The following is a 23230-nucleotide window of genomic DNA, read 5'->3' as shown; positions in this document are numbered from 1 at the left end:
GAAGTCTGCGCATGAGGGACAAGGCCTGATGGTGTTGTCCCATCAAACCATTCGGCGACACTCATGATGTTGCGTCCGCAATCGCTGACCGCACGTGTTCTCCTCGTTTCCACCATCTGGGCGGTGGTGGCGCTGGTGGTGATCGGCGTGGTGATCTCGACGCTCTACCGGCAAGGTTCGGAGCGCGGCTTTCAGGACCTTTTGCGCGCACAGCTCTACAACGTCATCAATTCGATCGTCGTCAACGACAAGTCGGTGCTGGCCGGCAGTCCGCAACTGGGCGACCTGCGCTTCTCCCAGCCGCAGACGGGCTGGTACTGGATCGTCGAGCCGATCGGCGAATTCAATACGCCGCCGCTGATTTCGACCTCGCTCGGTTCTGGCAAGTTGCCAATCGCCAGCGTCGATGAAGTTCCCTTCGATATTCGCTACGAGCGTTTCTACACCACCGTCGATTCCTTCAACAACGACGTCGAAGTGGCGGAGACGGAAGTCGTTCTGGACATTCAGGGGCATACGGCCCGTTTCCGGGTGGCGGGCAACCGGGATGTGCTGGAAGCCGATATCAACGATTTCAACCGCAATCTCTACCTGGCGCTGGCGATCTTCGGTTTCGGCGGCCTCGGGATGAATGCGCTGGCCATTCTGTTTGGGCTTCGGCCGCTCGACCAGGCGCGGCGGTCGCTGGAAAAGATTCGTGGCGGCGAAAGCGAGCGGCTTGACGGCGAATTTCCGCGCGAAATCCAACCCTTGGCAAGCGAAGTCAACGCCCTGATCGACAGCAACCGGCGCATCATCGAACGTGCCCGTATGCAGGTCGGCAATCTCGCCCATTCGCTGAAGACGCCGCTTGCCGTTTTGATCAACGAAGCGCGGGTGCTTGAGCCGCCGCACGGCGACCTCGTCAAGGCGCAGGCGGATGCGATGCAGATGCAGGTGCAGTCCTATCTCAACCGGGCGCGGATCGCCGCACAGCGGGAATCGGTTCTGGCGCGCACCGAGGTCGAACCGGTGCTTGAACGGCTGGTGCGCGTCATGCGCCGGCTGCACCCGGAAAAGACCTTTCTGCTGACTGTATCGCCGCCCGGCCTGATCCTGGCGATGGAACAGCAGGATGTCGAGGAAACGGTCGGCAACCTCTTGGACAATGCTGCCCGCTACGCCAACGACCAGGTTCACATTCTGGCACAGATTGCGCCCGAGGGCGTGCAGGGCAAGGACCCCGGGCGGCGCAACTGGATTACCATCGAGGTGGATGATGACGGTCCGGGTCTGGAACCGGAGCAGATCGGCATTGCCATCAAGCGCGGCAAGAGGCTGGACGAAAGCAAGCCGGGTACGGGCTTGGGATTGTCGATCGTCAGCGAGATCGCCGGCGAATATCAGGGCACTCTCGGGTTGTCGCGCGGCGAGCGCGGCGGCCTGAAAGCACTGATCGTGCTGCCTGCTGTGTCGTGATGAGACGTGTTTTAAGCCGTCGCGTGACTTTTTTGACAGGATTGCGGGTAAAATTCCGCAATGCAACAGCTTTGATCGCTGTGTTGTTGCCTGCTCCGGCGGGGAATGTAAAAAGATAGTGAGCCATGAATCGGCCTGAAGCCGAACCATGATCTGCCGATGCACAGGAAACCGTAAGAGCTGTCCGACACAATGAAAAACCAGGCCCGTTTCCCGACCCTTCTTTCCGGTTCTCCGGCCGCGTGCCTGATCGCCTCGTCGCTGCTGATCGCTGGCTGCGGGACGGCGTCGCGCGACGCCGGTAAAATCGGCGGTGGCATCACCTCGAACACATCGGCTTCCTATATCGCGGCACTCGGCGGTGGCGTGATCGGGCGTCAAGCGGGACTTTCGATCAGCAAGGCCGACCGTCAGCGGGCGCTGGAAGCCGAATACCGTGCTCTGGAAGGATCGCGTGGCGGACAGCCGGTGGTCTGGCAGGGGTCCGGCATCAGTGGCTCGGTGGTTGCAGCGGCACCCTATCAAGTCGGCTCGCAGAACTGCCGCCAATATAGCCATACGGTGACGGTCACGGGACAAGACAGTGTCGCCCGCGGCGCCGCCTGCCGCAACGCCGACGGCACGTGGACGCCGCTGGGCTGATCGCCGCATTCGCACAGTTGCGGCGAAACGCCTCAAATTTCCGTCATCTCCGGTTTTCCGATTGGAATGGCAGGCTTCGCATAGTAATTGAGCGCACATGCTGTTCTGGATCCTAGTTGCCACCCTGACGGCGGCCGTTGCCGCCGTTCTGCTGCTTCCGCTGCTGCGCGCCGCCGCAACCGCCGAGGCCCCCCAATCCCATGATGTCGAGGTCTATCGCGATCAGCTGGAAGAGCTGAAGCGCGACGAGAACAATGGTCTGATTTCCGGCGATGACGCGAATTTCGCACGCGCCGAAGTCGCCCGTCGCCTGCTGGCCGCGACCGACGCGGTGAAGGCGGTTACACCTGCTCAACCGGTGAAGCGCGGTAACCGGCTGGCGCAGTTGGCCGTCGTCCTCATTCTGCCCACAGTCGGGCTCTGTCTGTACTTGCGGACCGGCAATCCGGATCTACCGGATGCGCCGCTGGCCGCGCGCCTCGCCAATCCCGGCGACGATATGAACATCCTGATCGCACGGGCCGAACGGCAACTGGTCGCCAATCCTGAGGACGGTGCCGGATGGGACGTGTTGGCGCCGATCTACTATCGCAGCGGCAGGGTCGAAGAGGCCGCCGTGGCATTCCGCAACGCGCTGCGCATACTTGGCGCAACGCCCGTGCGTCTCGGCGGCTATTCCGAAAGCCTGATCGCGCTGTCCGGCGGGCTGGTGACCAACGAGGCACGCGACTCGTTGCAGAAACTCTTGGCGATCGAACCCGGCGATCCGCGTGCGCAATTCTACCTGGCGCTTGCCCTGAAGCAGGAAGGCAAGGTGCCGGAAGCGCTTGCAGCCTTCGAGCAGATCGTCAGCACATCGCCTGCCGGTGCGCCATGGCTGCCGCTGGTCAACGAGCATATCGCCGGTCTCAAGGGCGATACCCCGGCAGCAGCGCAGCAGGCTGGGACACGGCTGGGCAATCCGACCGGTGACGATATCGCGGCGGCCAAGGATATGACCGCTGGCGATCGCACGGCGATGATCGAGGGCATGGTCGGCAGCCTCGCGGAAAAGCTGAAGACAGATCCGAGGAATTTCGAGGGCTGGATGCGGATCATCCGCTCCTATTCCGTGCTCGGCCAGAAGGACAAGGCCGCCGACGCTCTGAAACAGGGGCTTGCCGTCTTTCCGGCGGATGGCAGCGAAGGCAAGCAATTGCTGGCGCTGGCAGGCGAGCTTGGGCTGAAGGCCGACGGAGGCGTCGAATGACCCGCAAACAGAAGCGTCTTGTGATCATTGGCGGCGGTGTCAGCTTCATTGCTGCGGCGGTACTGCTGGTGATGGTCGCGTTCAGCCAGGCGATTGCCTATTTCTATGTGCCCGGCGATCTCGCCAAGGCGGATCTTGCCCCGGGAACCCGCATCCGGCTTGGCGGTCTGGTCGAGAATGGCTCGCTCAAGCGCGGCGAGGGCATGACCATCACCTTCAGCGTCACCGACACGCTGGACAAGGTGCCGGTGACCTATACCGGCATTCTGCCGGACCTGTTCCGCGAGGGCCAAGGCGTTGTCGCCGAAGGCAGTTTCAAGGCGGGAAGCCCGGTTTTCGTTGCCGATACCGTGCTTGCCAAGCATGACGAGACCTATATGCCCAAGGACGTGGCGGACCGGTTGAAGGCGCAGGGCGTCAATCTCGGCGGCAAGGAAAACATCCAATGATCATCGAGCTTGGTCACTATGCCCTGGTTCTGGCGCTTGCCACGTCGCTGTTGCAGGCCGTTCTGCCGATTATCGGCGCGCTGCGCAACGACCATGCACTGATGGAGATCGGCACGGTTGCTGCCAAGGCCACGTTCCTGCTGATGGCTCTGTCGTTCGGGGTTCTCACCTACGCGCATGTCACCTCCGATTTCTCCGTTCAGAATGTCTGGGAGAATTCGCATTCGCAGATCCCGCTGATCTACAAGTTTTCCGGCGTCTGGGGCAATCACGAAGGCTCGATGCTGCTGTGGGTGCTGATCCTGACGTTTTTCTCCGCACTCGTCGCGGTGTTCGGGGACAATCTGCCGGAAACCCTGAAAGCCAATGTGCTGGCCGTCCAGGCCTGGATCGCGGCGTCGTTCTCGCTGTTCATTCTTTTGACGTCCAATCCCTTCAACCGGCTGCTGAATGCGCCGGGCGAGGGAAAGGATCTCAATCCGGTGCTGCAGGACATTGGGCTCGCCATCCATCCGCCGCTGCTCTACCTCGGCTATGTCGGCTTTTCGGTCTGTTTCTCGTTTGCCATCGCCGCGCTGATCGAAGGCCGCATCGATGCGGCCTGGGCGCGCTGGGTGCGGCCCTGGACGCTGGCCGCCTGGACCTGTCTGACGGCCGGCATTTCGATGGGCTCCTACTGGGCCTATTACGAACTCGGCTGGGGCGGCTGGTGGTTCTGGGATCCGGTCGAAAACGCATCCTTCATTCCGTGGCTGGCCGGAACGGCGCTGTTGCATTCGGCGCTGGTGATGGAAAAGCGCGAGGCGCTGAAGATCTGGACCGTGCTTCTGGCGATCATGACATTCTCGATGTCGCTGCTCGGCACCTTCCTCGTCCGCTCCGGCGTTCTGACCTCGGTTCACGCTTTTGCCACCGACCCGACGCGCGGCGTCTTCATCCTGATGATCCTCATCCTCTTCATCGGCGGCGCGCTGTCGCTGTTTGCCTTCAGGGCGGCACATCTGAAGGTGGGCGGTCTGTTCGCGCCGATTTCGCGTGAGGGCGCGCTGGTCCTCAACAATCTGATCCTGACGACGGCGGCCGCGACCGTTTTGATCGGCACGCTCTATCCGCTGGCGCTGGAAGCGGTGACCGGTGCGAAAATCTCCGTCGGTCCACCTTTCTTCAACATGACGTTCGGACTGCTGATGCTGCCGCTGATGCTGGCCGTGCCGTTCGGCCCGCTGCTCGCCTGGAAGCGCGGCGATCTGCTCGGCGCCGGGCAACGCCTGTTTGCAGCTGTGGCCTTTGGTCTGGTTGTTGGGAGTGTCATCTACTACGCGCAGAATGGCGGCCCGATCATGGCGCTGTTCGGTATCGCGCTCGGCGCCTACATGATTGCCGGTTCACTGACGGAGCTTTTCCTGCGCTCGGGCCTTGGCAAGGTGACAGGTTCTGTTGCGCTGCGGCGTGTGTCCGGTCTGCCGCGATCGGTTTTCGGCACGGCGCTTGCGCATATCGGGCTCGGCGTAACGCTGATCGGCATTGTTGCGGTCACGGCATTCGAAACGGAACACATCGTCGAGATGAAGCCGGGCATGACGACGGACGCTGGCGGGTACACGTTGCGTTTCGATGGGTTACGCAATGGCAACGGGCCAAATTATAGCGAAGAGTCCGGGCACTTCACCATCAGCCAGGGAGGTATCGAACTGGCCGAGGTCTGGTCGTCGAAGCGTTTCTATACGGCGCGGCAGATGCCGACCACCGAAGCCGGTATCCGGACGTTCGGCTTGAGCCAGCTCTACGTTTCACTTGGCGATGACATGAAAGACGGCGGTGTCGTCGTCAGGATCTGGTGGAAGCCGATGATCCTCTGCATCTGGCTGGGCACGGTGTTCATGATGGCTGGCGGTGCCGTTTCGCTGAGCGACCGACGCTTGCGTGTCGGCGCCCCGGCCCGGGCCAAGAAACAGAAGAAACCGGTTCTGGAGCCCGCGCAATGATCCGCCGGTTGCTCGTCATCGCCTTCCTATTGCTGTCGGCGTGGCCGGCCTTTGCCGTTAATCCCGACGAGGTGCTGGCCGATCCGGCGCTGGAAGCACGGGCACGCGGACTGTCGGCGCAACTGCGCTGCATGGTCTGCCAGAACCAGTCGATTGACGATTCGAACGCCGAGCTTGCCAAGGATCTGCGGCTTCTGGTGCGCGAGCGGATCACCAATGGCGATAGCGACGAAGCCGTCATTGCCTATGTCGTGTCGCGCTACGGCGAGTTCGTGCTGCTCAATCCCCGTTTCGAGACGAAGACGCTGCTACTGTGGGGCGCGCCGGTGGTGCTGCTTCTGGCCGGTACTGCAGCCATGCTTGTCGCTGCCAGGCGCAGGACCGGCAAGGTGACGGGAACGGCACTGTCTGCGGACGAGCAGGCGCGGCTGGATGCTGTGTTGAACAAAAGTGAGTAGGGAGGCGTTGCAGAGTTCTGGCGATTGAAGAGCCGTTCTCTACCGACTACCGACTACCGACTACCGACTACCGACTACGACTACTGACCCAACATTACCAAAAGTTCATTTTCCGGACACAAGTCAGTAAGGTGCGTTCGTCTATTTCTTCTTCATCGGCTGTTCCTCCAGTCAGCCAAATGCAAATGAAGAGAAAAGGCAAACCGGATGTTTCAAACAAACGCACTGCGTCCCTCCCTCAAGACCGTCTTGAAGACAACGACCGTTGCTGGTTTGGCGGCCGTCATGCTGTCGACCGGTATCCCCGCTACCATCACCCAGTCCTTTGCCGCCGCCGTCAAGATCGAGGCGCCGCAGGTTCCAAGTTTTGCTGATGTCGTCGATGCGGTTTCTCCGGCGGTGGTATCCGTGCGCGTTCAGTCGCGCGCCAATCCTGTTTCCGATGATGCTGCTAGCGGAAACGGCTTCAGCTTCGATTTCGGCGGCCGCGGGCTGGATGAACTCCCCGACGATCACCCGTTGAAGCGCTTCTTCAAGGAATTCGGTGGCCCGAACGGCGACAAGCGCGCCGAGCGCGACCATGGACCGCGCGACGGCAAGCCGGGCCGCCTGCGTCCGACCTCGCAAGGGTCAGGCTTCTTCATCTCCGAGGACGGCTACCTCGTTACCAACAATCACGTCGTCTCCGACGGTTCCGCCTTTACCGTCATTCTCAACGACGGCACGGAACTGGACGCCAAGCTGATCGGTAAGGACAGCCGTACCGACCTTGCCGTGCTGAAGGTCGATGACAAGCGCAAGTTTGCCTATGTCGGCTTTGCAGACGACAGCAAGGTCCGGGTTGGCGACTGGGTCGTTGCTGTCGGCAACCCATTCGGCCTCGGTGGTACTGTGACCGCCGGCATCATTTCGGCGCGTGGCCGCGATATCGGCTCCGGCCCCTATGACGACTACCTGCAGGTTGACGCGGCGGTGAACCGTGGCAACTCGGGTGGTCCGACATTCAATCTCAATGGCGAAGTGGTCGGCATCAACACCGCAATCTTCTCGCCATCGGGCGGCAATGTCGGCATCGCCTTCGCCATTCCGGCATCCGTTGCCAAGGACGTCGTCACCGATCTGATGAAGGATGGCGAAGTGTCGCGTGGTTGGCTTGGCGTACAAATCCAGCCGGTCGATAAGGATGTGGCTGAATCGCTCGGTCTTGCCGAAGCAAGCGGCGCACTCGTCGTTGAGCCGCAGGCCGGTTCTCCTGGCGAAAAGGCCGGTATCAAGAAGGGTGATGTGATCACCGCCGTCAATGGCGATACCATCAAGGGTCCGCGCGAGCTGGCCCGCAAGATCGCCCTGATGCGCCCGGGCACCAGCGTCGATGTCGCCTTGTGGCGTGATGGCAAGGCAGAGAGCGTCAAGCTCGAAGTCGGGACACTGCCGGCCGATACCAAGGATGCTTCTGCCGGTACCGAGCAGCAGCAGCAGGAAGAACAGCAGCCGGCGAGCGAAAAGGCACTGGCTGATCTCGGTGTTACCGTGACGCCGTCCGAAGACGGCAAGGGCGTGACGATCTCTGCGGTCGATCCGGACTCCGACGCCAGCGATCGCGGCCTGAAGGAAGGCCAGAAGATCGTCTCGGTCAACAACCAGGAGGTCAAGTCGGCTGACGACATCCTCAAGGTGATCGAGGCTGCCAAGAAGGACGGCCGCACCAAGGCGCTGTTCCAGATCGAGGCCGACAATGCCAGCCGCTTCGTGGCGCTGCCCATCAGCCAGGGCTGACGAGGGCTGACGCAGCTCCAGCTGCCGGACGCCGCGGACCTTCACCAGGGTTTCGCGGCGTCTGGCGTTTCAGGGCACTGCTACCTGCGCAACCGGGCAGGCAAGTGTGATTTCCCAAGGGCAAACCGGTTGTGGAAGAGACGGGTCAGGGACTATGGTCACGCGTATGAAGATTCTGATTATCGAAGATGACCTCGAAGCGGCCGCCTATCTGGCAAAGGCCTTTCGCGAGGCTGGTATCGTCTCCGACCATGCCAGCGATGGCGAGAGCGGTTTGTTCATGGCCAGCGAGAACAGCTATGACGTGCTGGTCATCGACCGGATGCTGCCACGCCGCGACGGGCTGTCGGTGATCTCGGAACTGCGCCGCAAGGGTGTCCACACCCCGGTCCTCATTCTTTCCGCACTCGGCCAGGTCGATGACCGGGTCACGGGATTGCGCGCCGGTGGCGACGATTATCTGCCAAAACCCTACGCTTTCAACGAGCTTTTGGCGCGGGTCGAAGTGCTTGGCCGCCGCAAGGGGGCTCCCGAACAGGACATGGTCTATCGTGTCGGCGATCTGGAGCTGGACCGGCTGTCGCATACGGTCCGCCGGCAAGGCCGCGAGCTCTTGCTGCAGCCACGCGAATTCCGGCTGCTCGAATATCTGATGAAGAATGCGGGGCAGGTGGTGACGCGCACCATGCTTCTGGAAAATGTCTGGGATTACCATTTCGATCCGCAGACCAATGTCATTGATGTGCACGTGTCGCGGCTGCGCGCCAAGATCGAAAAGGATTTCGATCAGCCGTTGCTGCGCACCGTGCGTGGTGCGGGCTACATGATCAAGGAAGACGGACGCACCGACGCATGAACAGGTTGAGTGTCCTCTTCCGCACCACCGCCGTTCGCCTGTCGGCGCTTTATCTCCTGCTCTTCTCGCTCTGCGCCGCCTTTCTGGTGTTCTACGTCACCGCCATGTCGCAACGGCTGCTGGAGCAGCAGACGAGGGACGCGGTGACGGCGGAAGTAGCGCAGATCGAGCAGATTTATAGCCGTGGAGGGGTCAACAGCCTTCTGAAAACGCTTGAGCGCCGCGCGCGTCAGCCGGGCGCCAATCTCTACGTCATTGCCGGGCCGACCGGCGAAATTCTCGCAGGCAATGTCGCCTCGTTGCAGCCCGGCCTTCTGGACAAGGAGGGCTGGACAGGCGAATCGTTCCGCTATCAGCGTTATACCGACGAAAGCCGCAAGGAAGGGCATGTTGCACTGGCGCACGTGCTGGTGCTCGATAACGGCCTGCGCATTCTCGTCGGCCGCGATCTGCAGGAGCCCGAGAAGTTTCGGGTATTGGTGCGGCAGGCGCTTATGGTGGCGCTTGGCATCATGGGCATTGGCGCGCTGATCATCTGGTTTGCCATCGGCCGCAACGCGTTGAAGCGGATCGACCGGATGTCGGACGCCAGCACGCGGATCATGGCGGGCGACCTCTCGCAGCGATTGCCGATGAGCGGCTCCGGCGACGAATTCGACCGGCTGTCGGAATCGCTCAATGCCATGCTTGGACGGATCGAAAAACTGAACGAGGGCCTGCGGCAGGTCTCCGACAACATTGCCCACGACTTGAAAACGCCGCTGACACGGCTGCGCAACAAGGCAGAGGCGGCTCTGGCGCACAAGGCGACCAATTCCGGCTATCGCGCCTCGCTGGAAGAGATCATCGGCGAATCCGACCAGCTGATCCGGACGTTCAATGCGCTTTTGATGATCTCCCGTGTCGAAGCCGGTGCAGCGGCTGCGGAGATGAGCGATGTCAATCTTTCGCAAAGTGTGGCCGACTGCGTCGAGCTCTATGAGCCGGTGGCAGACGAACAGGCATTGAAACTGGAGGCCGACGTGCCTGCCGATATTCATGTTTCCGGCAATCGGGAACTGATCGGGCAGGCACTTGGCAATCTGATCGACAATGCCATCAAATATTCCGACGGCGCCGCAAATCCGCTGATCAAGGTCAGCCTCTCCATGCGGGATGGATCGATCGTCCTGTCCGTGGCGGATCATGGACCCGGCGTGCCCGCCAATAAGCGCGAGGACGTGGTGGAGCGTTTCGTGCGGCTGGACGAAAGCCGCAGCAAGCCGGGAACAGGGCTTGGTCTTTCGCTGGTCGAAGCGGTGATGGAAATGCACCAAGGGTCTCTCGAACTGAGCGATACGGTTCCCGACGTTGAAAACAATCGTGGTTTGACCGCCAGCATGGTTTTCCAGCTCCGCTCCGGCTGATAGGCATAGGGCAGCCGAAATCGGGAGCGGCTGGGAGAGACCAATATGCAAACGGATACGCGGCAGTTATCGGATATCGGCACATGCACGCTGCGGCCGATGAGCCAGACGGACGCCAAGTCCGTACTCTCCAGCCTCAAGGATATCGCAAAGACCCAGACGGATATCGCCGATCTGCTGGCCGGCGAGACGCCGCTCAAAGATTTTGTCGTTGCGGCATTGTCGCTCTCGCCCTATCTGCGCGACACGGCTGTTTCCCATCCGCAGGTCCTCGTTCAGGTGCTTGGCCGCCCGCTGATCCCCTATCTGCAAGCCTGCGTCGAGAGCGCCCGTGACGCATGGAAAAGCGCTGACGCCGGCAAGCCGCTCACCGATGCCGAGATCATGACGCGCCTGCGGCAGGCCAAGCGCGATATCGCCTTTGCGATTGCGCTTGCCGATCTCTCCCGGCTTTTCGATGCGCGTGAGACGACGCGGTGGTTGAGCGATTTCGCCGGTGCAGCGGTGTCCGCCGCCATCGACCATCTGTTGTTGAGCGCGCATGACGCAGGCAAGCTGAATGTCGTCTATGTCGCGCATCCGAGCGACCAGTCGGGCGTCGTCGTTCTCGGCATGGGCAAGCTCGGCGCGTTCGAGCTGAATTACTCCTCCGATATCGATCTGGTGGTGTTCTACGAGCCGCACGCGCCGCTGATCACGGTCCCGGACGACGCGCCGGAAACCTTTGCCCGGCTGCTGCGCCGCCTGATCCGCATCCTGCAGGAGCGCAGCGGTGACGGTTATGTCTTCCGCACCGACCTGCGGCTGCGCCCCGATCCCGGTGCGACGCCGCTTGCCATCCCGGTCGAGGCGGCGATGCTCTATTACGAAAGCCGCGGTCAGAACTGGGAGAGGGCGGCGTTCATCAAGGCGCGGCCGGTCGCAGGCGATATCAAGGCTGGCGAAGCCTTCCTGCGGGAACTCACCCCCTTCATGTTCCGCAAATATCTCGATTATGCGGCGATTGCCGATATCCATTCGATCAAGCGGCAGATCCATGCCCATAAGGGGCACGGCGAGATCGCGGTCAAAGGCCACAATATCAAGCTTGGCCGGGGCGGCATCCGCGAAATCGAATTTTTCGTCCAGACGCAGCAGTTGATCGCCGGCGGACGGATGCAGGAGCTGCGGTTGCGTGCCACCGAGCCCATGCTCCACGGCCTGGCACGGGCCAACTGGATCGACACGGAAACAGCCGAAGAACTGATTTCCGCCTACTGGTTCCTGCGCGATGTCGAGCACAGGGTGCAGATGGTGCGCGATGAACAGACGCATGTTCTGCCCACGACCGACGCTGAATTGAAACGCATCGCCTACATGATGGGCTTTGCCGATGTGCCTGCGTTTTCGTTGGAATTGTCGCGCGTGCTGAAGACGGTGGAACGGCGGTATGCCCAGCTGTTCGAGCAGGAAGCAAAACTTTCGAGCGAGACCGGAAATCTGGTCTTTACCGGGCAGGGAGACGATCCGGATACGCTGGGGACACTAAGGAAGCTCGGGTTCGAGCGGCCGCAGGATATTTCCCGAACCATCCGGACCTGGCACTATGGCCGCTACCGGGCGACGCAGTCGGTGGAAGCGCGCGAGCGCCTGACGGAACTGACGCCGGAACTGCTGCGTGTTTTTGGCCAGAACAAGCGCGCCGACGAGGCCCTGTTGCGCTTCGACCATTTCATCGCGGGTCTGCCGTCCGGCATCCAGCTGTTCTCGCTGCTCGGCAATAATCCCGGCCTGCTGTCGCTGATCGTCAACATCATGTCATCCGCGCCACGGCTTGCCGATATCATTGCCAGCAAGCCGCATGTGTTCGATGGCATGCTCGATCCCCGGCTTCTCGCAGAACTGCCGACACGAGACTATCTGGCGGAGCGGATCAAAGGCTTTCTGGCCACGGCCCGGCACTATGAGGACATTCTCGACCGGCTGCGGATCACCGCTTCCGAGCAGCGGTTCCTGATCGGGATCCGGCTGCTGACCGGCGTCATCACCGGGGTACAGGCGGGACATGCGTTTACCGATCTGGCCGACCTGATCCTGACCGCCGCTTTGGATGCGGTGCTGCACGAGGTGGAGACCGCGCATGGGAAATTCCCCGGCGGCCGCGTCGCGGTTATCGGCATGGGCAAGCTGGGCAGCCATGAACTGACTGCCGGGTCCGATGTCGATATCATCCTGCTCTACGACCATGATGATGAGGGAAGCGAATCCGATGGCGCAAAGCCGCTCGATTCCATCCGCTATTTCACCCGTGTCACGCAGCGGCTGATCGCGGCACTCTCGGCGCCAACGGCTGAAGGCGTGCTCTACGAGGTCGACATGCGGTTGCGCCCCTCCGGCAACAAGGGGCCTGTCGCCACCCGGATCAATGCCTTTGCAAAGTACCAGCGCGAGGAAGCCTGGACCTGGGAGCATATGGCGCTGACGCGCGCCCGTGCTCTTTGCGGCGAGGAAAGCCTGATTGCAGAAGTCGATATGATTTTCCGCGAAGTGCTTGGCCAGAGCCGCGATGTTGCAAAGGTCACGGCCGATGTCGCCGAGATGCGCGGGTTGATCGACAAGGAGAAGCCACCGAGCGATGTCTGGGATTTCAAGCTTATTCCCGGCGGGCTGGTCGATATCGAATTCATTGCGCAATATCTTGCCCTGATCGCACCGGCCCGCGGTATCGCCACTCCACCGGGCGGCACCTCGACGGTTGATGTCTTGCGGCTGCTTGGACCGGCTCTGATTGCCCCGGCCGACCTCGATACCGTACAGGAGGCGCTGACGCTGTTCACCGACCTCTCGCAGATCGTGCGATTGTGCATCGAGGGGGATCTGGAGCTGAAGGACGCACCGGCCGGACTGGTCGAGCTCTTATGCCGGGCAGGGGATTCGCCGGATATCAAGGTGCTGGAGGCTGATATCCGGCGCCTGTCGAAGGCTGTACGCCGGATATTTCAGGCGACCGTCAAATCCTGATCAGGTGTTGGGCGTTGGCCAGATTGGCCTCGGCCCCTAAACTGTGCGTGGCGACGTATCGGGTATGCGCAGCGAAATGATCGTGCCGACATTTTCCTGCGAGTGGATTCTCATCGCGCCGCCATGCAGGTTGGTCAGAGATCTGGAAATCGCAAGACCAAGGCCGGAGCCGCCCTTGCTCTTGGCATACTGGCTCTGAACCTGTTCGAAAGGCTGGCCGATCTTTTCCAGTGCAAGGCGGGGGATGCCGATGCCGGTATCGGCGATGGTCAACGTCACCGCACCGGCGACCTTGCGGGCCCGCAGCGAAATCTTGCCGCCCTCGTTGGTGAACTTGACGGCGTTCGACAACAGGTTGAGCAGGACCTGCTTCATGGCGCGGCGATCGGCAGTGATCGTCAAGCCGGACGAGATCTGCTGATCGACGCAGATGTTCTTCTGTTGTGCCGGGATCGTGGTGAAGCGCAGGGTTTCCATGATCAGCGGCGCGAGATCGATGGTTTCCCGGTTGAGCTTCATCTGGCCTGCCTCGATCTTCGACATGTCGAGAATGTCGTTGATGACGTTGAGCAGATGTTTGCCGCTGTCGTGGATATCGTGGGAATATTCGTCGTATTTTTCCGAGCCGAGCGGCCCGAACATCTGGTTCTGCAGGATTTCCGAGAAGCCGAGAATGGCATTCAGCGGGGTGCGCAATTCGTGCGACATGTTGGCCAGGAATTCGGATTTGGCCCGGTTGGCCGCTTCCGCACGCTCTTTTTCGGCCTGGTAATTAGCATTGGCCACCGAGAGTTCGGCCTTCTGGCGTTCCAGCGTGATGCGTGAGGTCGAGAGGTCGCCGATGGTTGCCATCAGGCGGCGCTCGGATTCGCGCAGTCGCACCTGGTGCCGCTTCAAAAGTGTGATGTCGGTACCGACGGATACCAGGCCGCCGTCGCGGGTGCGCCTGTCGTTGATCTGCAGCCAGCGTTGATCCGACAGCTGTACCTCTGAAGTCTGCGACTGATTGGACCGGTCGGGGTCGGCAATGCGCCGTTCGATGATCGGGCGGGCGGCGGCAGAGTTGACCACCGAGCGTTCCGTGCCGGCGACCAGCACCCGGTCGGGCAGCTTGTAGGCCTGCTGATAGTGCGTGTTGCACATCACCAGCCGGTCGTTCTTGTCCCAGAGCACGAAGGCCTCGGACGTACATTCGATGGCGTCTGCCAACCGCTGGTCGGCTTCGGCATAACGCTGTGCCAGTCGGTGCTGCTCGGTGACATCCATGGCGATGCCGATCAGGTGCACACGGCCTGAAGCAGTGCGGATGACCTGCGCACGCGCCCTCATCCAGACATAGTGGCCATCGGCATGGCGCATCCGGAAGATCTGATCGATCTGGCGGGCGTCGCCTTTGGCGATGGTGCGGGCGACCTTGTAGATGCTTCCGTCATCCGGGTGCATCAGCCGTGCGGCGTCGCCGAAGGACAGCACATTGCTCTGCGGCGGCATGCCAAGCATCTCGTACATCGAGCGCGACCAGAAAAGCCGGCGGTTGGGCATGTCGAAATCCCAAAGACCGCAGCGTCCGCGCGACAAGGCGGTTTCGACGCGCAGGTTGGATTCCGCGAAAATCTGGTCGGCGTCACGGGCACGTTTGGCCTGGATGTAATAGGCATAAAGCACGATCAGCAGGATCGCCGAGATCCCGGCGAACAAGGTGACGTTCAGCGACACCTCGTCCCGCCAGAGTTTTTGGATGCCTGACAGAGGCGTGGCGACGAGCAGCATTCCCGCCCCGCCCGGTACCTGCATCAACGCGACAATGTGTTCCGTACCGCCGATGAAGGTCTTCATCACGGTCGAGCGTTCGCCGAAATACTGGAAGGCTGCAACTTCCGGTGCCACGGCGTTGAGCGTGCGGCCCGTATAGACTGAACCGTCTGGAGAGCTTGCGAAAATCCGGCCGTCATTGCGCACGGTCAGAACAAAGGCGCCCGATTCGAGCATGTCCGGCGAGAGGACGGCGTTCAGCCGCTGCTCGACATCCCATTTCTGCGCCTTGTCGAACAGAGCCACGCCGTTTTCCTGAAGTGCTGCACTCGCGGTCGCTGCAGCAAGGACGGTGACCTGGCGCGCGCTTGCCTCCATGCGCGCATATTCGACCATGATGCCGCTGATGCGGGAAATGGCGACGACGAGAAGAAACGCGGTGATGAGGATCGGGATCGAGCGCTTGAGCAACGGCTCGGCACCCGCGAGACGGCGCACTGCCGGCTCGGTAAAAATCCGCGCGTGCTGAATAACGTCCCGTTCCAGCCTCGAAAAGCCAGGAAATCTGGGACGCAACCGCTCACCGGCTGCGCGTCCCCGCTGCGCTTCCGCCATCTTGGTCAAATCTGAAAACCCTCATGTGATTCGGTGCGCCGCTCGCCCGAACCTGACCCAATGAATCAATTGTGATTCGCCTTGTCCAGAGGGAAATGTAAAACTTTGTTAACCATTTATCGTCATGGGAAAATTGCACTTTTGGCGTCTTCCTTTCACAGAAACAAAAAAACCCCGCAGCTGCGGGGTTTTGGTCGATTCCGGTTGATTTTTTCTATCCCTTGAGCATGCGCTCGACGATGTCGCTGACATCGGCAGATAGCTTCGGTGCTGCGGCGATTTCGCGCAATGCGCTGCGGGCCTGTTCGGCCCGGCCGGCTTCCAGCGAGCGCCATGACCGCATCGAAGTGAGGATACGTGCAGCCAGCTGCGGATTGCGGGGATCGATGTCGAGAATCTGGCGCGCCAGGAACCGGTAACCTTCGCCATCGGCGCGGTTGAATCCGGTCGGGTTCGAAAAGGCGAACGTGCCGACAAGCGCGCGCACCCGGTTCGGGTTGGAGCGGTTGAACAGCGGATCGGCCATCAAGGCGGTGACCCGGGCAAGCGCTTCAGCCCCCGGAATGGTCGCCTGGATGGTGAACCACTTGTCGATCACCAGGGCATTGGCGGCAAAACGGGTCTTGAACGCAGCAAGGGCCTCGATGGTTTCGGCGGCATCCGGAAACCGGTGTGCAAGGATGGTCAGGGCCTGGCTGAGATCGGTCATGTTGTTGGCGGATTTGAACGCAGCCACGGCCCGGGCCGGCTCGTTTTCCGCATAGACGAGATAGGAGAGGGCAGTGTTGCGCAGTGCCCGGCGTCCGGCACTTGCAGCGTCGGGGCTGAACGGACCCGAGACGACCATCTCGTCGGCCAGTTTCTCGAAAATGGCCTGGCCGGCTCTGGCAATCGCCGCCATGATCTGCTGGCGGCCTGCATGGATCGCATCCGGATCGTTATTGCCACCGATTTCGCGGGCGATATCGGCTTCGCTTGGCAATGCCAGTGCCTGGGCTCTGAACGCGGGCTCAAGATCGCCGTCGGCGGCGGCTGCGAGCAGGGCGTCGATCAGGGACGCGTCGCATTGCACGGGTTCGCCAGCCTTGGCGCTGGCAGCAGCGGCGACCAGGTTGGGCAAGGCGAGATCGTTGAGCGCCTGCCAGCGGGCAAACAGGTCGCTCTCATGCTTGGCGATGTGCGCACGATCGGCCGCCGTCTGCTCGAAATGCAGGTTGATCGGCGTCGAGAAGCCGCGGTTCAAGGACAGGACCGGGCGCGATGTGATGCCGTTGAAAACCACAGTCTGCGTGCGCTCGACGAGGTGCAGCACGTCGCCGGTCATTTCCGCACCGGTGACGGCGGTGACCGTGGCTTCCGAACCGTCCTCCAGCAGAAGGCCGATGCGCAGCGGAATATACATCGGCTCCTTGGCGCTCTGGCCGGGCGTTGGCGGCACCATCTGCTCAAGCGACAGCGTCAATGTCTGCTTGGCGGCGTCATAGGCCGTCGAGGCACTGACCAGCGGCGTTCCCGCCTGGTGATACCAGAGCGAAAACTGGGTGAAGTCGCGCTTGCTGACTTCGGCAAAGCAGGCGACGAAATCCTCGATCGTCACGGCCTGTCCGTCATGGCGGTCGAAATAGAGATCCATGCCCTGCTTGAAGAGGTCGGCACCGAGCAGGGTGGCGATCATCCGGGTAACCTCGGAGCCCTTTTCATAGACGGTCGTCGTATAGAAGTTGTTGATCTCGCGGAACTTTGTCGGGCGGACCGGATGCGCCAGCGGGCCGGCATCCTCCGGAAACTGTTCGGCTTTCAGGTGCCGGACTTCGGCGATACGCTTGACGGTGCGCGAGCGCTGGTCGGCCGAGAATTCGTGATCGCGGTAGACCGTCAGGCCTTCCTTGAGGCAGAGCTGGAACCAGTCGCGGCAGGTGATGCGGTTGCCGGTCCAGTTGTGGAAATATTCATGCGCGATGATCGCCTCGATATTGGCGTAGTCGGCATCGGTCGCAGTTTCCGGGTCGGCCAGAACATACTTGTCGTTGAAGACGTTCAGCCCCTTGTTCTCCATGGCGCCCATGTTGAAATCGGACACGGCGACGATCATGAAAATATCCAGATCGTATTCGCGGCCGAACCGTTCCTCGTCCCACTGCATCGAGCGCTTCAGCGCATCCATGGCATAGGCGGCGCGGGGCTCCTTGCCGTGCTCGACATAGATTTTCAGCGTGACTTCGCGGCCGGACAGGGTGGTGAACGTATCTTCGACGACACCGAGATCGCCAGCGACCAGTGCGAAGAGATAGCTCGGCTTCGGATGCGGATCGTACCAGGCGGCAAAATGCCGGCCGTCGCCCATGCCGGCGCCGCCGAGATAGTTGCCGTTGGAGAGCAGCAGCGGTGCAGTCGCCTTGTCGGCGATGATATTGACCGTATAGACAGCAAGCACATCCGGGCGATCCGGGAAATAGGTGATGCGGCGGAAGCCTTCGGCCTCGCACTGCGTGCAATAGACATTGCTGGTGCGGTAGAGGCCCATCAGCGTGGTGTTGGCCTCGGGATTGATCTCTGTGGTGATCGTTACTTCGAAAGGCGCCGTTGCCGGCAAGTCGCGGATCGTCAGCGTGTGTTCGGCTGCATCGTAGTTGAGCGCCGGAATTTCTTCCTGGTCGAGCAGCAGGCCGGTCATCTTCAGATCGTCGCCATCAAGGGTCAGCGGCGCATCCGCGTTTACCCCCTCACGCCGGTGGAAGATCAGCCGGGCTTCGACCTTGGTTTCGGTCGGATCCAGTTCGAAGGTGAGGTCCACCCTCTCAAGAACGAAATCCGTCGGCCGGTAGTCTTCCAGATGAATGATCTCGCCCGTATCTGTCCGCATTGTTTGTCCCGCTTGCATCATCCGCTGCGTCACGACGCTGGTGGTGAGGCTTGGTCTCTGTGAAGAGGCTGCGCTGAAGATGCGAAGCTTCCGGTGTTGTCGCAAGGTGGTTCTTTTTCGCTGGTACATGCCGATTTCCGGCATGCCTGACCTGTCCCGTTCTTTGCTTGTTGAGAGACTTACGAAATTCGCCCTAACAATATTTAAATCAGTCGTGTATTTTTGGCACAGGTTACGTAATTTTACAGCCGGTTGTCAGCGTTTATCTCAAGGCTGCGATTTTCGCCCTCCAGATTGCTTGCCCGGTGGCCATCTGGCTGTTTCGGCCTGGGAGAAGCACGAGGGGCAGGTGCATCAAATATTTCCGCCACTCATCACGAAAATTGATCCCTCTTTCGATTGTCGCGCGTTAAGGTGACAGGGTCCCGGCGGCGGATTCTCCGGCCGCCTACTTTTTCCGCAGCCTGTCGTTTCCAATGATTCCCGGCCCGCTGCCCTCGTCCGATGAGTGCGACCCGCAATGGATTCCGAGTTCCCCCACCCGATGAAGGGCATCACCCTCAAGGTCATGTCCGTCCTGGTTTTCGTCTGCATGGCAACTCTGATCAAGGCGGCAGGAACCGAGATTGCCACCGGCCAGATCACCTTCTACCGCTCGGCCTTCGCCATGGTGCCGATCCTCGGCTATCTCGCCTTCAAGGGGCATCTGCGCACCGCTTTCCACACCAAGGATATTTTCGGCCATCTTGCACGCGGCTTAATCGGCATTCTGGCCATGAGTTTCGGGTTCTACGGTCTGGTGCACCTGCCGCTGCCCGAAGCGATCGCGATCGGTTATGCCATGCCGCTGCTGGCAGTCGTCTTTGCGGCGGTCTTCCTGAAGGAGACGGTGCGGATCTATCGCTGGTCGGCAGTGCTGATCGGGCTGGTTGGGGTGATGATCATCACCTGGCCACGGGTGACGCTGTTGCGCGATGGCGGGTTCGGCTCGCAGGAGGCGCTGGGCGCACTGGCCGTGCTGCTGTCGGCGGCCCTCGGCGCCGTCGCCATGGTGCTGGTGCGCAAGCTGATCGCCAAGGAAAAGACGCATACGATCGTGCTCTATTTCTCGCTCTCGGCGGCGTGCTTCTCGCTGTTGTCGCTGCCGTTCGGCTGGGAGCCGCTGCCGATGAATTCCTTTCTGCTGTTGATGGGGGCGGGTTTTTGCGGCGGCGTCGCGCAGATCCTTCTGACGCAGAGCTACCGCTATGCCGATATGTCGACGATCGCACCGTTCGAATATACGTCGATCCTGCTCGGGCTGCTGATCGGCTACTTCCTGTTCGACGAGGTGCCGACCGGCGTCATGCTGATCGGCACGGCGATCGTTGTCGGCGCCGGCATCTTCATCATATTCCGGGAACATCAGCTCGGTCTTGAGCGCCGGGGTGCGCGCAAGCACATCACCCCGCAGGGCTGAGCCATTGCCTGAATGGTCAGGATGTCGCTGGTGGGGCGGTGTCGTCATCGATCAGATCGGCCGGCCGCACCGCCTGGTTCATGGCGTTGACGGCCTCCGTCCCCGGTGTCGGCACGGTATTGGCCTGGAAATCGGTCTTGGACACCAGCCCATCCGTATGGCCGCGCTGGGCGATGCGCCAGGCGGCATAGGCGGCGTAGAGCGCGAAATAGACGGCCAGAATCACGAATAGCGACGGCGGTCCGAAGCGATCCATGACGGGGCCGACCATCAGCGGGCCGGAAATCGTGCCGATGCCATAGGTGATCATCATGCCGGAGGAAACCTCGACATATTCGTTGGGCCTTGCAAGATCGTTGGCGTGGGCGACATTCAGCGCATAGATCGGAAACAAGACCGAGCCGACGAAGGCGGCGATGACATAGAGTACCAGCGGGCTGGAGCCGACAAAGGCGACCATGGTCAGGCAGGAGACGACACCGACGATGCCGCAGCCGACCATGACGATGCGCCGGTCGATCCGGTCGGACGTCCGCCCGATCGGGATCTGCGAAATGGCGCTGCCAGCCAGAAGGGCCGCCAGCAGCGTTGCCCCTTCCGCCGTGGAAAGGCCGATCTTCTGGGTGAAGACGCCGCCGAGATTGAGCCAGGCGCCCGACATGGCACCGGCGAGAAATGCGCCGACGACGGCAACGGGGGAGCGCCGATAGAGTCCCGGCACGTCGAAATTGGCCTGGGCCGGCGGGGCGGGCATTGCCGACGATGACAGCGCCGTCGGCAAAAGCGCCAGCGAAAACAGCACGCCGCACAGAATGAACAGCGACGAATTGGTCGGATCGCCAAGCGGCACCAGATATTGCCCGCCGATCGTGCCGACCATGGTGGTGATCAGATAGAGCGAAAACAGCATGCCGCGGTTTTCGTTGGTGACCTGTTCGTTCAACCAGCTCTCGATGACCAGATAGCTGCCCGAAATCGCAAAGCCGGAAATGGCGCGAAAGAAGATCCAGGCCCGCCAGTCGACCACCAGTCCGCACATCAGGATGGCGATGCTGAGCAGCGTGATCAAGGCGGTAAACACCCGCACATGGCCGACCCGCAGCACGAATTTCGGGGTGATGATGCAGGAGATCGTGAAACCCAGCGTATAGCCGGTGGCGATCAGCGAAATGGTCAGCGTCGACCAGCCCTCGGCCACCGAGCGGACCGGCAGAACATAGCTCGCCAGCCCGAACCCGACCATCATCAAAAGCGTCGAAAGCATCAGGCTGAACACGGATCTGAGGCTGACCAGCATGAAGGCTCCGGACGCGGTTCTTTCCGTTGGCTGTGACGCACAAGCCTCAGGAAAAACGCTGAAAATGTTGGAGCGGATTGCGCGCTTGAAAACCGGTGCCCGAAACGCCGCTGTTGGAATCAAAGAACGAGTGTCGCTCTATCCAGTTTTGCTGACGCTGTCGATTGCGACAAGGCTTGGCGCAGAAGAGGGATGTGGTCGCAGGGCGGCCAGAAAGCCGACGGTTACTTCGGCAGGAACCCGCTGACCGCATGACGGTCGGCATTGGTGGCCGGAGCTTCCTTGCTCAGACGGCTAAATTCGCCGGAGGCGCGGACGGCGGTGCCGATATCGGCGAGGAGGACCCGGAGCGAGCGGATATGTGCTGTCATGATCGGATACCTTTCATCTTGACCTGGTGTTCAAGCGGAGGCGCGCGGTTGCGCGGACCTTGAAAATCAACGCTGGACGAATTCCGCAAAGATCTGGGCCGGGCGTGTCTTGTGGCCGTAGCCTGCAGCGGTCATCTGTTCGTTGGCAGCCGAGCCGAAGCTGTTGAAGGGCGTGCGGAGCGCGGAGCCGGCGTGGCGGAGCGTTTCAAAGCTCGAATGCAGAGGGCGAAAACGGGTCGTCATGGTTCAATTCCTTATTCAGTCCCCCCGTTGTCTTATATTGCACTGCAACATCGATTCCGCAACGGACGCGTTCGCGTTGCTGGTATGCGCAATCCGCATGGCTTGTTTCATCGTTTGTTCATAAATCAGGCAGGCGCCGGGTTCAGGCGCTCTTAACCACGAATCCGGGCGCGAAACGCCAAGAGATCCTGCCAGGCCAGACGCTTGCTGGCCGGTGCCGAGGTCAGGTCCTGCGGATGCAGCGTGGCAAGAGCCGGTACCGTTGCATCGCCCACCTGAATGTCGCGCCATTCGCCGCGCATGTGATGGATCATCTCGTTGCCGCCGAAAAAGAAACGGGCGGCGAAATTGCCGAGGATCAGCAGGTGGCGCGGTTCGGCCAACGCAATCTGACGCTCGATGAACGGGCGGCAGATATCGGTTTCGCGCGGCGAGGGCGGGCGGTTTCCCGGCGGCCGCCAGGGAATGACATTGGTCAGGAGCACCGATGTCCGGTCGAGCCCGATGGCGCCCAGCATGCGCTCCAGCATCTGGCCCTGCTTGCCCGAAAACGGAACCCCCTCGCGGTCGTCGTCCCCATTCGGCACCGGGCCGATCACCAGGATGCCGGATGTAGGATTGCCGTCGGCAAACACCATGTTGCGGGCGCTGTTTCTGAGGTTGCAGCCGGAAAATGCCTCCATGGCGCTTTTGAGTTCCGCAAGCGAGCGGGCAGACCCGGCCGCAAACCGCGCTTCGGCGATGGCCTGCTCATCGGGAATGGCCATTTGCGGGACGACTGCCGGTGCCGCCTGCGGCTTGTTGGCGGTCCGATTGGCGTTTTCGCGATCGACCGGCGCATTGGGTGCATCGCCACGCTCCGAGACCTGCGTCCGCTGCATGGCTTGCGACGCGCCACTGCCGCGCGCCACCTTCGCCTCGGCAAATTCCGCGAAGCGATCGACCGGCTCGTCTTCCAGCAGCCATTCGACCCCGGCTTCCGCATGAAAATGCAGAAGGGCGGCAAGTTCGGCCGGGCTCATGGTGTCGCTGGAGATCATGGTCTGCTTGTACAGAAGCGGGGGCGGGCAGGGAAGACCATCGCGGACGCAATATGGATTTGTGCCTGTGAAAGAGCGGCAATCTCCCTCTTCTCCCCAGCGGGGAGAAGTGTCGAGCGAAGCGAGACGATGAGGGGGCGGTACGGCAAGCTCTATGTGTTGGGCTCCCCATCATCCGGCCCTGCGGGCCACCTTGTAACTTCCCTTCTTCCGCATTTGGCGCTGTAATGCCAGTTGCGGTGGCGGATGGAAGACCGTCGCACCTTTGGGACACCAAGCCCGTGGGAGAGCAAGGGTCTCCGTCCGCCGTT

Annotated in this window: 17 protein-coding genes; 11 read left to right on the top strand and 6 right to left on the bottom strand. The window is 61.4% G+C overall.

Translation table 11 applies throughout. From position 1 onward, the window contains the following. The first annotated feature begins 69 nt into the window (after positions 1-69). The 10 genes from ACP7E6_RS27685 (at position 70) to ACP7E6_RS27640 (ending at position 13279) form a co-directional block, all read left to right on the top strand. Positions 70-1458: an ATP-binding protein gene (locus ACP7E6_RS27685; protein ID WP_426233177.1), complete on the top strand. Its 1389-nt coding sequence runs from the start codon at positions 70-72 to the stop codon at positions 1456-1458. A 192-nt stretch (positions 1459-1650) separates the two neighbouring features. Beyond that, positions 1651-2100, top strand: a complete 450-nt coding sequence (locus tag ACP7E6_RS27680) for a hypothetical protein (protein WP_426233137.1) — start codon at positions 1651-1653, stop codon at positions 2098-2100. Positions 2101-2197: 97 nt separating this feature from the next. Further along, the gene (ccmI, locus tag ACP7E6_RS27675; protein ID WP_426233135.1) at positions 2198-3349 is read left to right on the top strand and encodes a c-type cytochrome biogenesis protein CcmI; all 1152 of its coding nucleotides are present in this window, start codon (positions 2198-2200) and stop codon (positions 3347-3349) included. Further along, complete coding sequence (gene ccmE / locus ACP7E6_RS27670) at positions 3346-3798, top strand: cytochrome c maturation protein CcmE (protein WP_426233133.1); 453 nt, start codon at positions 3346-3348, stop codon at positions 3796-3798. The genes ccmI and ccmE overlap by 4 nt, the downstream gene beginning before the upstream one ends. Beyond that, positions 3795-5783 (top strand): heme lyase CcmF/NrfE family subunit, encoded by a 1989-nt coding sequence (locus tag ACP7E6_RS27665; protein ID WP_426233131.1) that lies wholly within the window; start codon positions 3795-3797, stop codon positions 5781-5783. Before ccmE ends, ACP7E6_RS27665 begins: the two co-directional genes overlap by 4 nt. Next, positions 5780-6241, top strand: a complete 462-nt coding sequence (locus tag ACP7E6_RS27660) for a cytochrome c-type biogenesis protein (RefSeq protein WP_426233129.1) — start codon at positions 5780-5782, stop codon at positions 6239-6241. Before ACP7E6_RS27665 ends, ACP7E6_RS27660 begins: the two co-directional genes overlap by 4 nt. Positions 6242-6448: 207 nt before the next feature. Then, positions 6449-8017 carry a Do family serine endopeptidase gene (locus ACP7E6_RS27655; RefSeq protein ID WP_426233127.1) on the top strand — a complete coding sequence of 523 codons (1569 nt, stop codon included), beginning with the start codon at positions 6449-6451 and terminating at the stop codon, positions 8015-8017. 154 nt (positions 8018-8171) lie between these two features. Next, the gene (locus ACP7E6_RS27650; RefSeq protein WP_060503644.1) at positions 8172-8873 is read left to right on the top strand and encodes a response regulator transcription factor; all 702 of its coding nucleotides are present in this window, start codon (positions 8172-8174) and stop codon (positions 8871-8873) included. Further along, positions 8870-10279, top strand: a complete 1410-nt coding sequence (locus ACP7E6_RS27645; RefSeq protein WP_426233125.1) for a sensor histidine kinase — start codon at positions 8870-8872, stop codon at positions 10277-10279. Before ACP7E6_RS27650 ends, ACP7E6_RS27645 begins: the two co-directional genes overlap by 4 nt. Before the next feature lie 45 nt (positions 10280-10324). Next, the gene (locus tag ACP7E6_RS27640; protein ID WP_426233123.1) at positions 10325-13279 is read left to right on the top strand and encodes a bifunctional [glutamine synthetase] adenylyltransferase/[glutamine synthetase]-adenylyl-L-tyrosine phosphorylase; all 2955 of its coding nucleotides are present in this window, start codon (positions 10325-10327) and stop codon (positions 13277-13279) included. 36 nt (positions 13280-13315) lie between these two features. On the opposite strand, the gene ACP7E6_RS27635 is transcribed toward ACP7E6_RS27640, so the two are convergent. Both ACP7E6_RS27635 and pepN read right to left on the bottom strand, forming a co-directional pair. Beyond that, entirely contained in the window at positions 13316-15655 is a 2340-nt protein-coding gene (locus ACP7E6_RS27635) for a PAS domain-containing sensor histidine kinase (RefSeq protein WP_426233121.1), read from the bottom strand. A gap of 205 nt (positions 15656-15860) precedes the next feature. After that, positions 15861-18509: an aminopeptidase N gene (pepN, locus tag ACP7E6_RS27630; RefSeq protein ID WP_426233119.1), complete on the bottom strand. Its 2649-nt coding sequence runs from the start codon at positions 18507-18509 to the stop codon at positions 15861-15863. 520 nt (positions 18510-19029) lie between these two features. On the opposite strand from pepN, the gene ACP7E6_RS27625 reads away from it, so the two are divergent. Next, positions 19030-19968 (top strand): DMT family transporter, encoded by a 939-nt coding sequence (locus tag ACP7E6_RS27625; RefSeq protein ID WP_426233118.1) that lies wholly within the window; start codon positions 19030-19032, stop codon positions 19966-19968. Between the two features lie 16 nt (positions 19969-19984). Here the strand turns inward: ACP7E6_RS27625 and ACP7E6_RS27620 are convergent, their stop codons facing one another. The 4 genes from ACP7E6_RS27620 to ACP7E6_RS27605 form a co-directional block, all read right to left on the bottom strand. Beyond that, positions 19985-21265, bottom strand: coding sequence for an MFS transporter (locus ACP7E6_RS27620; protein ID WP_426233116.1), 1281 nt, complete (start codon positions 21263-21265; stop codon positions 19985-19987). Positions 21266-21489: 224 nt separating this feature from the next. Next, complete coding sequence (locus ACP7E6_RS27615) at positions 21490-21636, bottom strand: hypothetical protein (protein ID WP_426233114.1); 147 nt, start codon at positions 21634-21636, stop codon at positions 21490-21492. A 66-nt stretch (positions 21637-21702) separates the two neighbouring features. Continuing rightward, a complete protein-coding gene (locus ACP7E6_RS27610; RefSeq protein WP_113549007.1) occupies positions 21703-21879 on the bottom strand; it encodes a hypothetical protein in 177 nt (58 codons plus the stop codon). A gap of 152 nt (positions 21880-22031) precedes the next feature. Continuing rightward, entirely contained in the window at positions 22032-22919 is an 888-nt protein-coding gene (locus ACP7E6_RS27605) for a uracil-DNA glycosylase (RefSeq protein WP_426233112.1), read from the bottom strand. Between the last annotated feature and the right edge of the window lie 311 nt (positions 22920-23230).

This window comes from Pararhizobium sp. DWP3-4 (assembly GCF_049898205.1).
Classification (GTDB): domain Bacteria; phylum Pseudomonadota; class Alphaproteobacteria; order Rhizobiales; family Rhizobiaceae; genus Pararhizobium.
The sequence above is the reverse complement of the archived record's forward strand: the minus strand, read 5'-3'. Positions and strand labels throughout refer to the sequence as shown.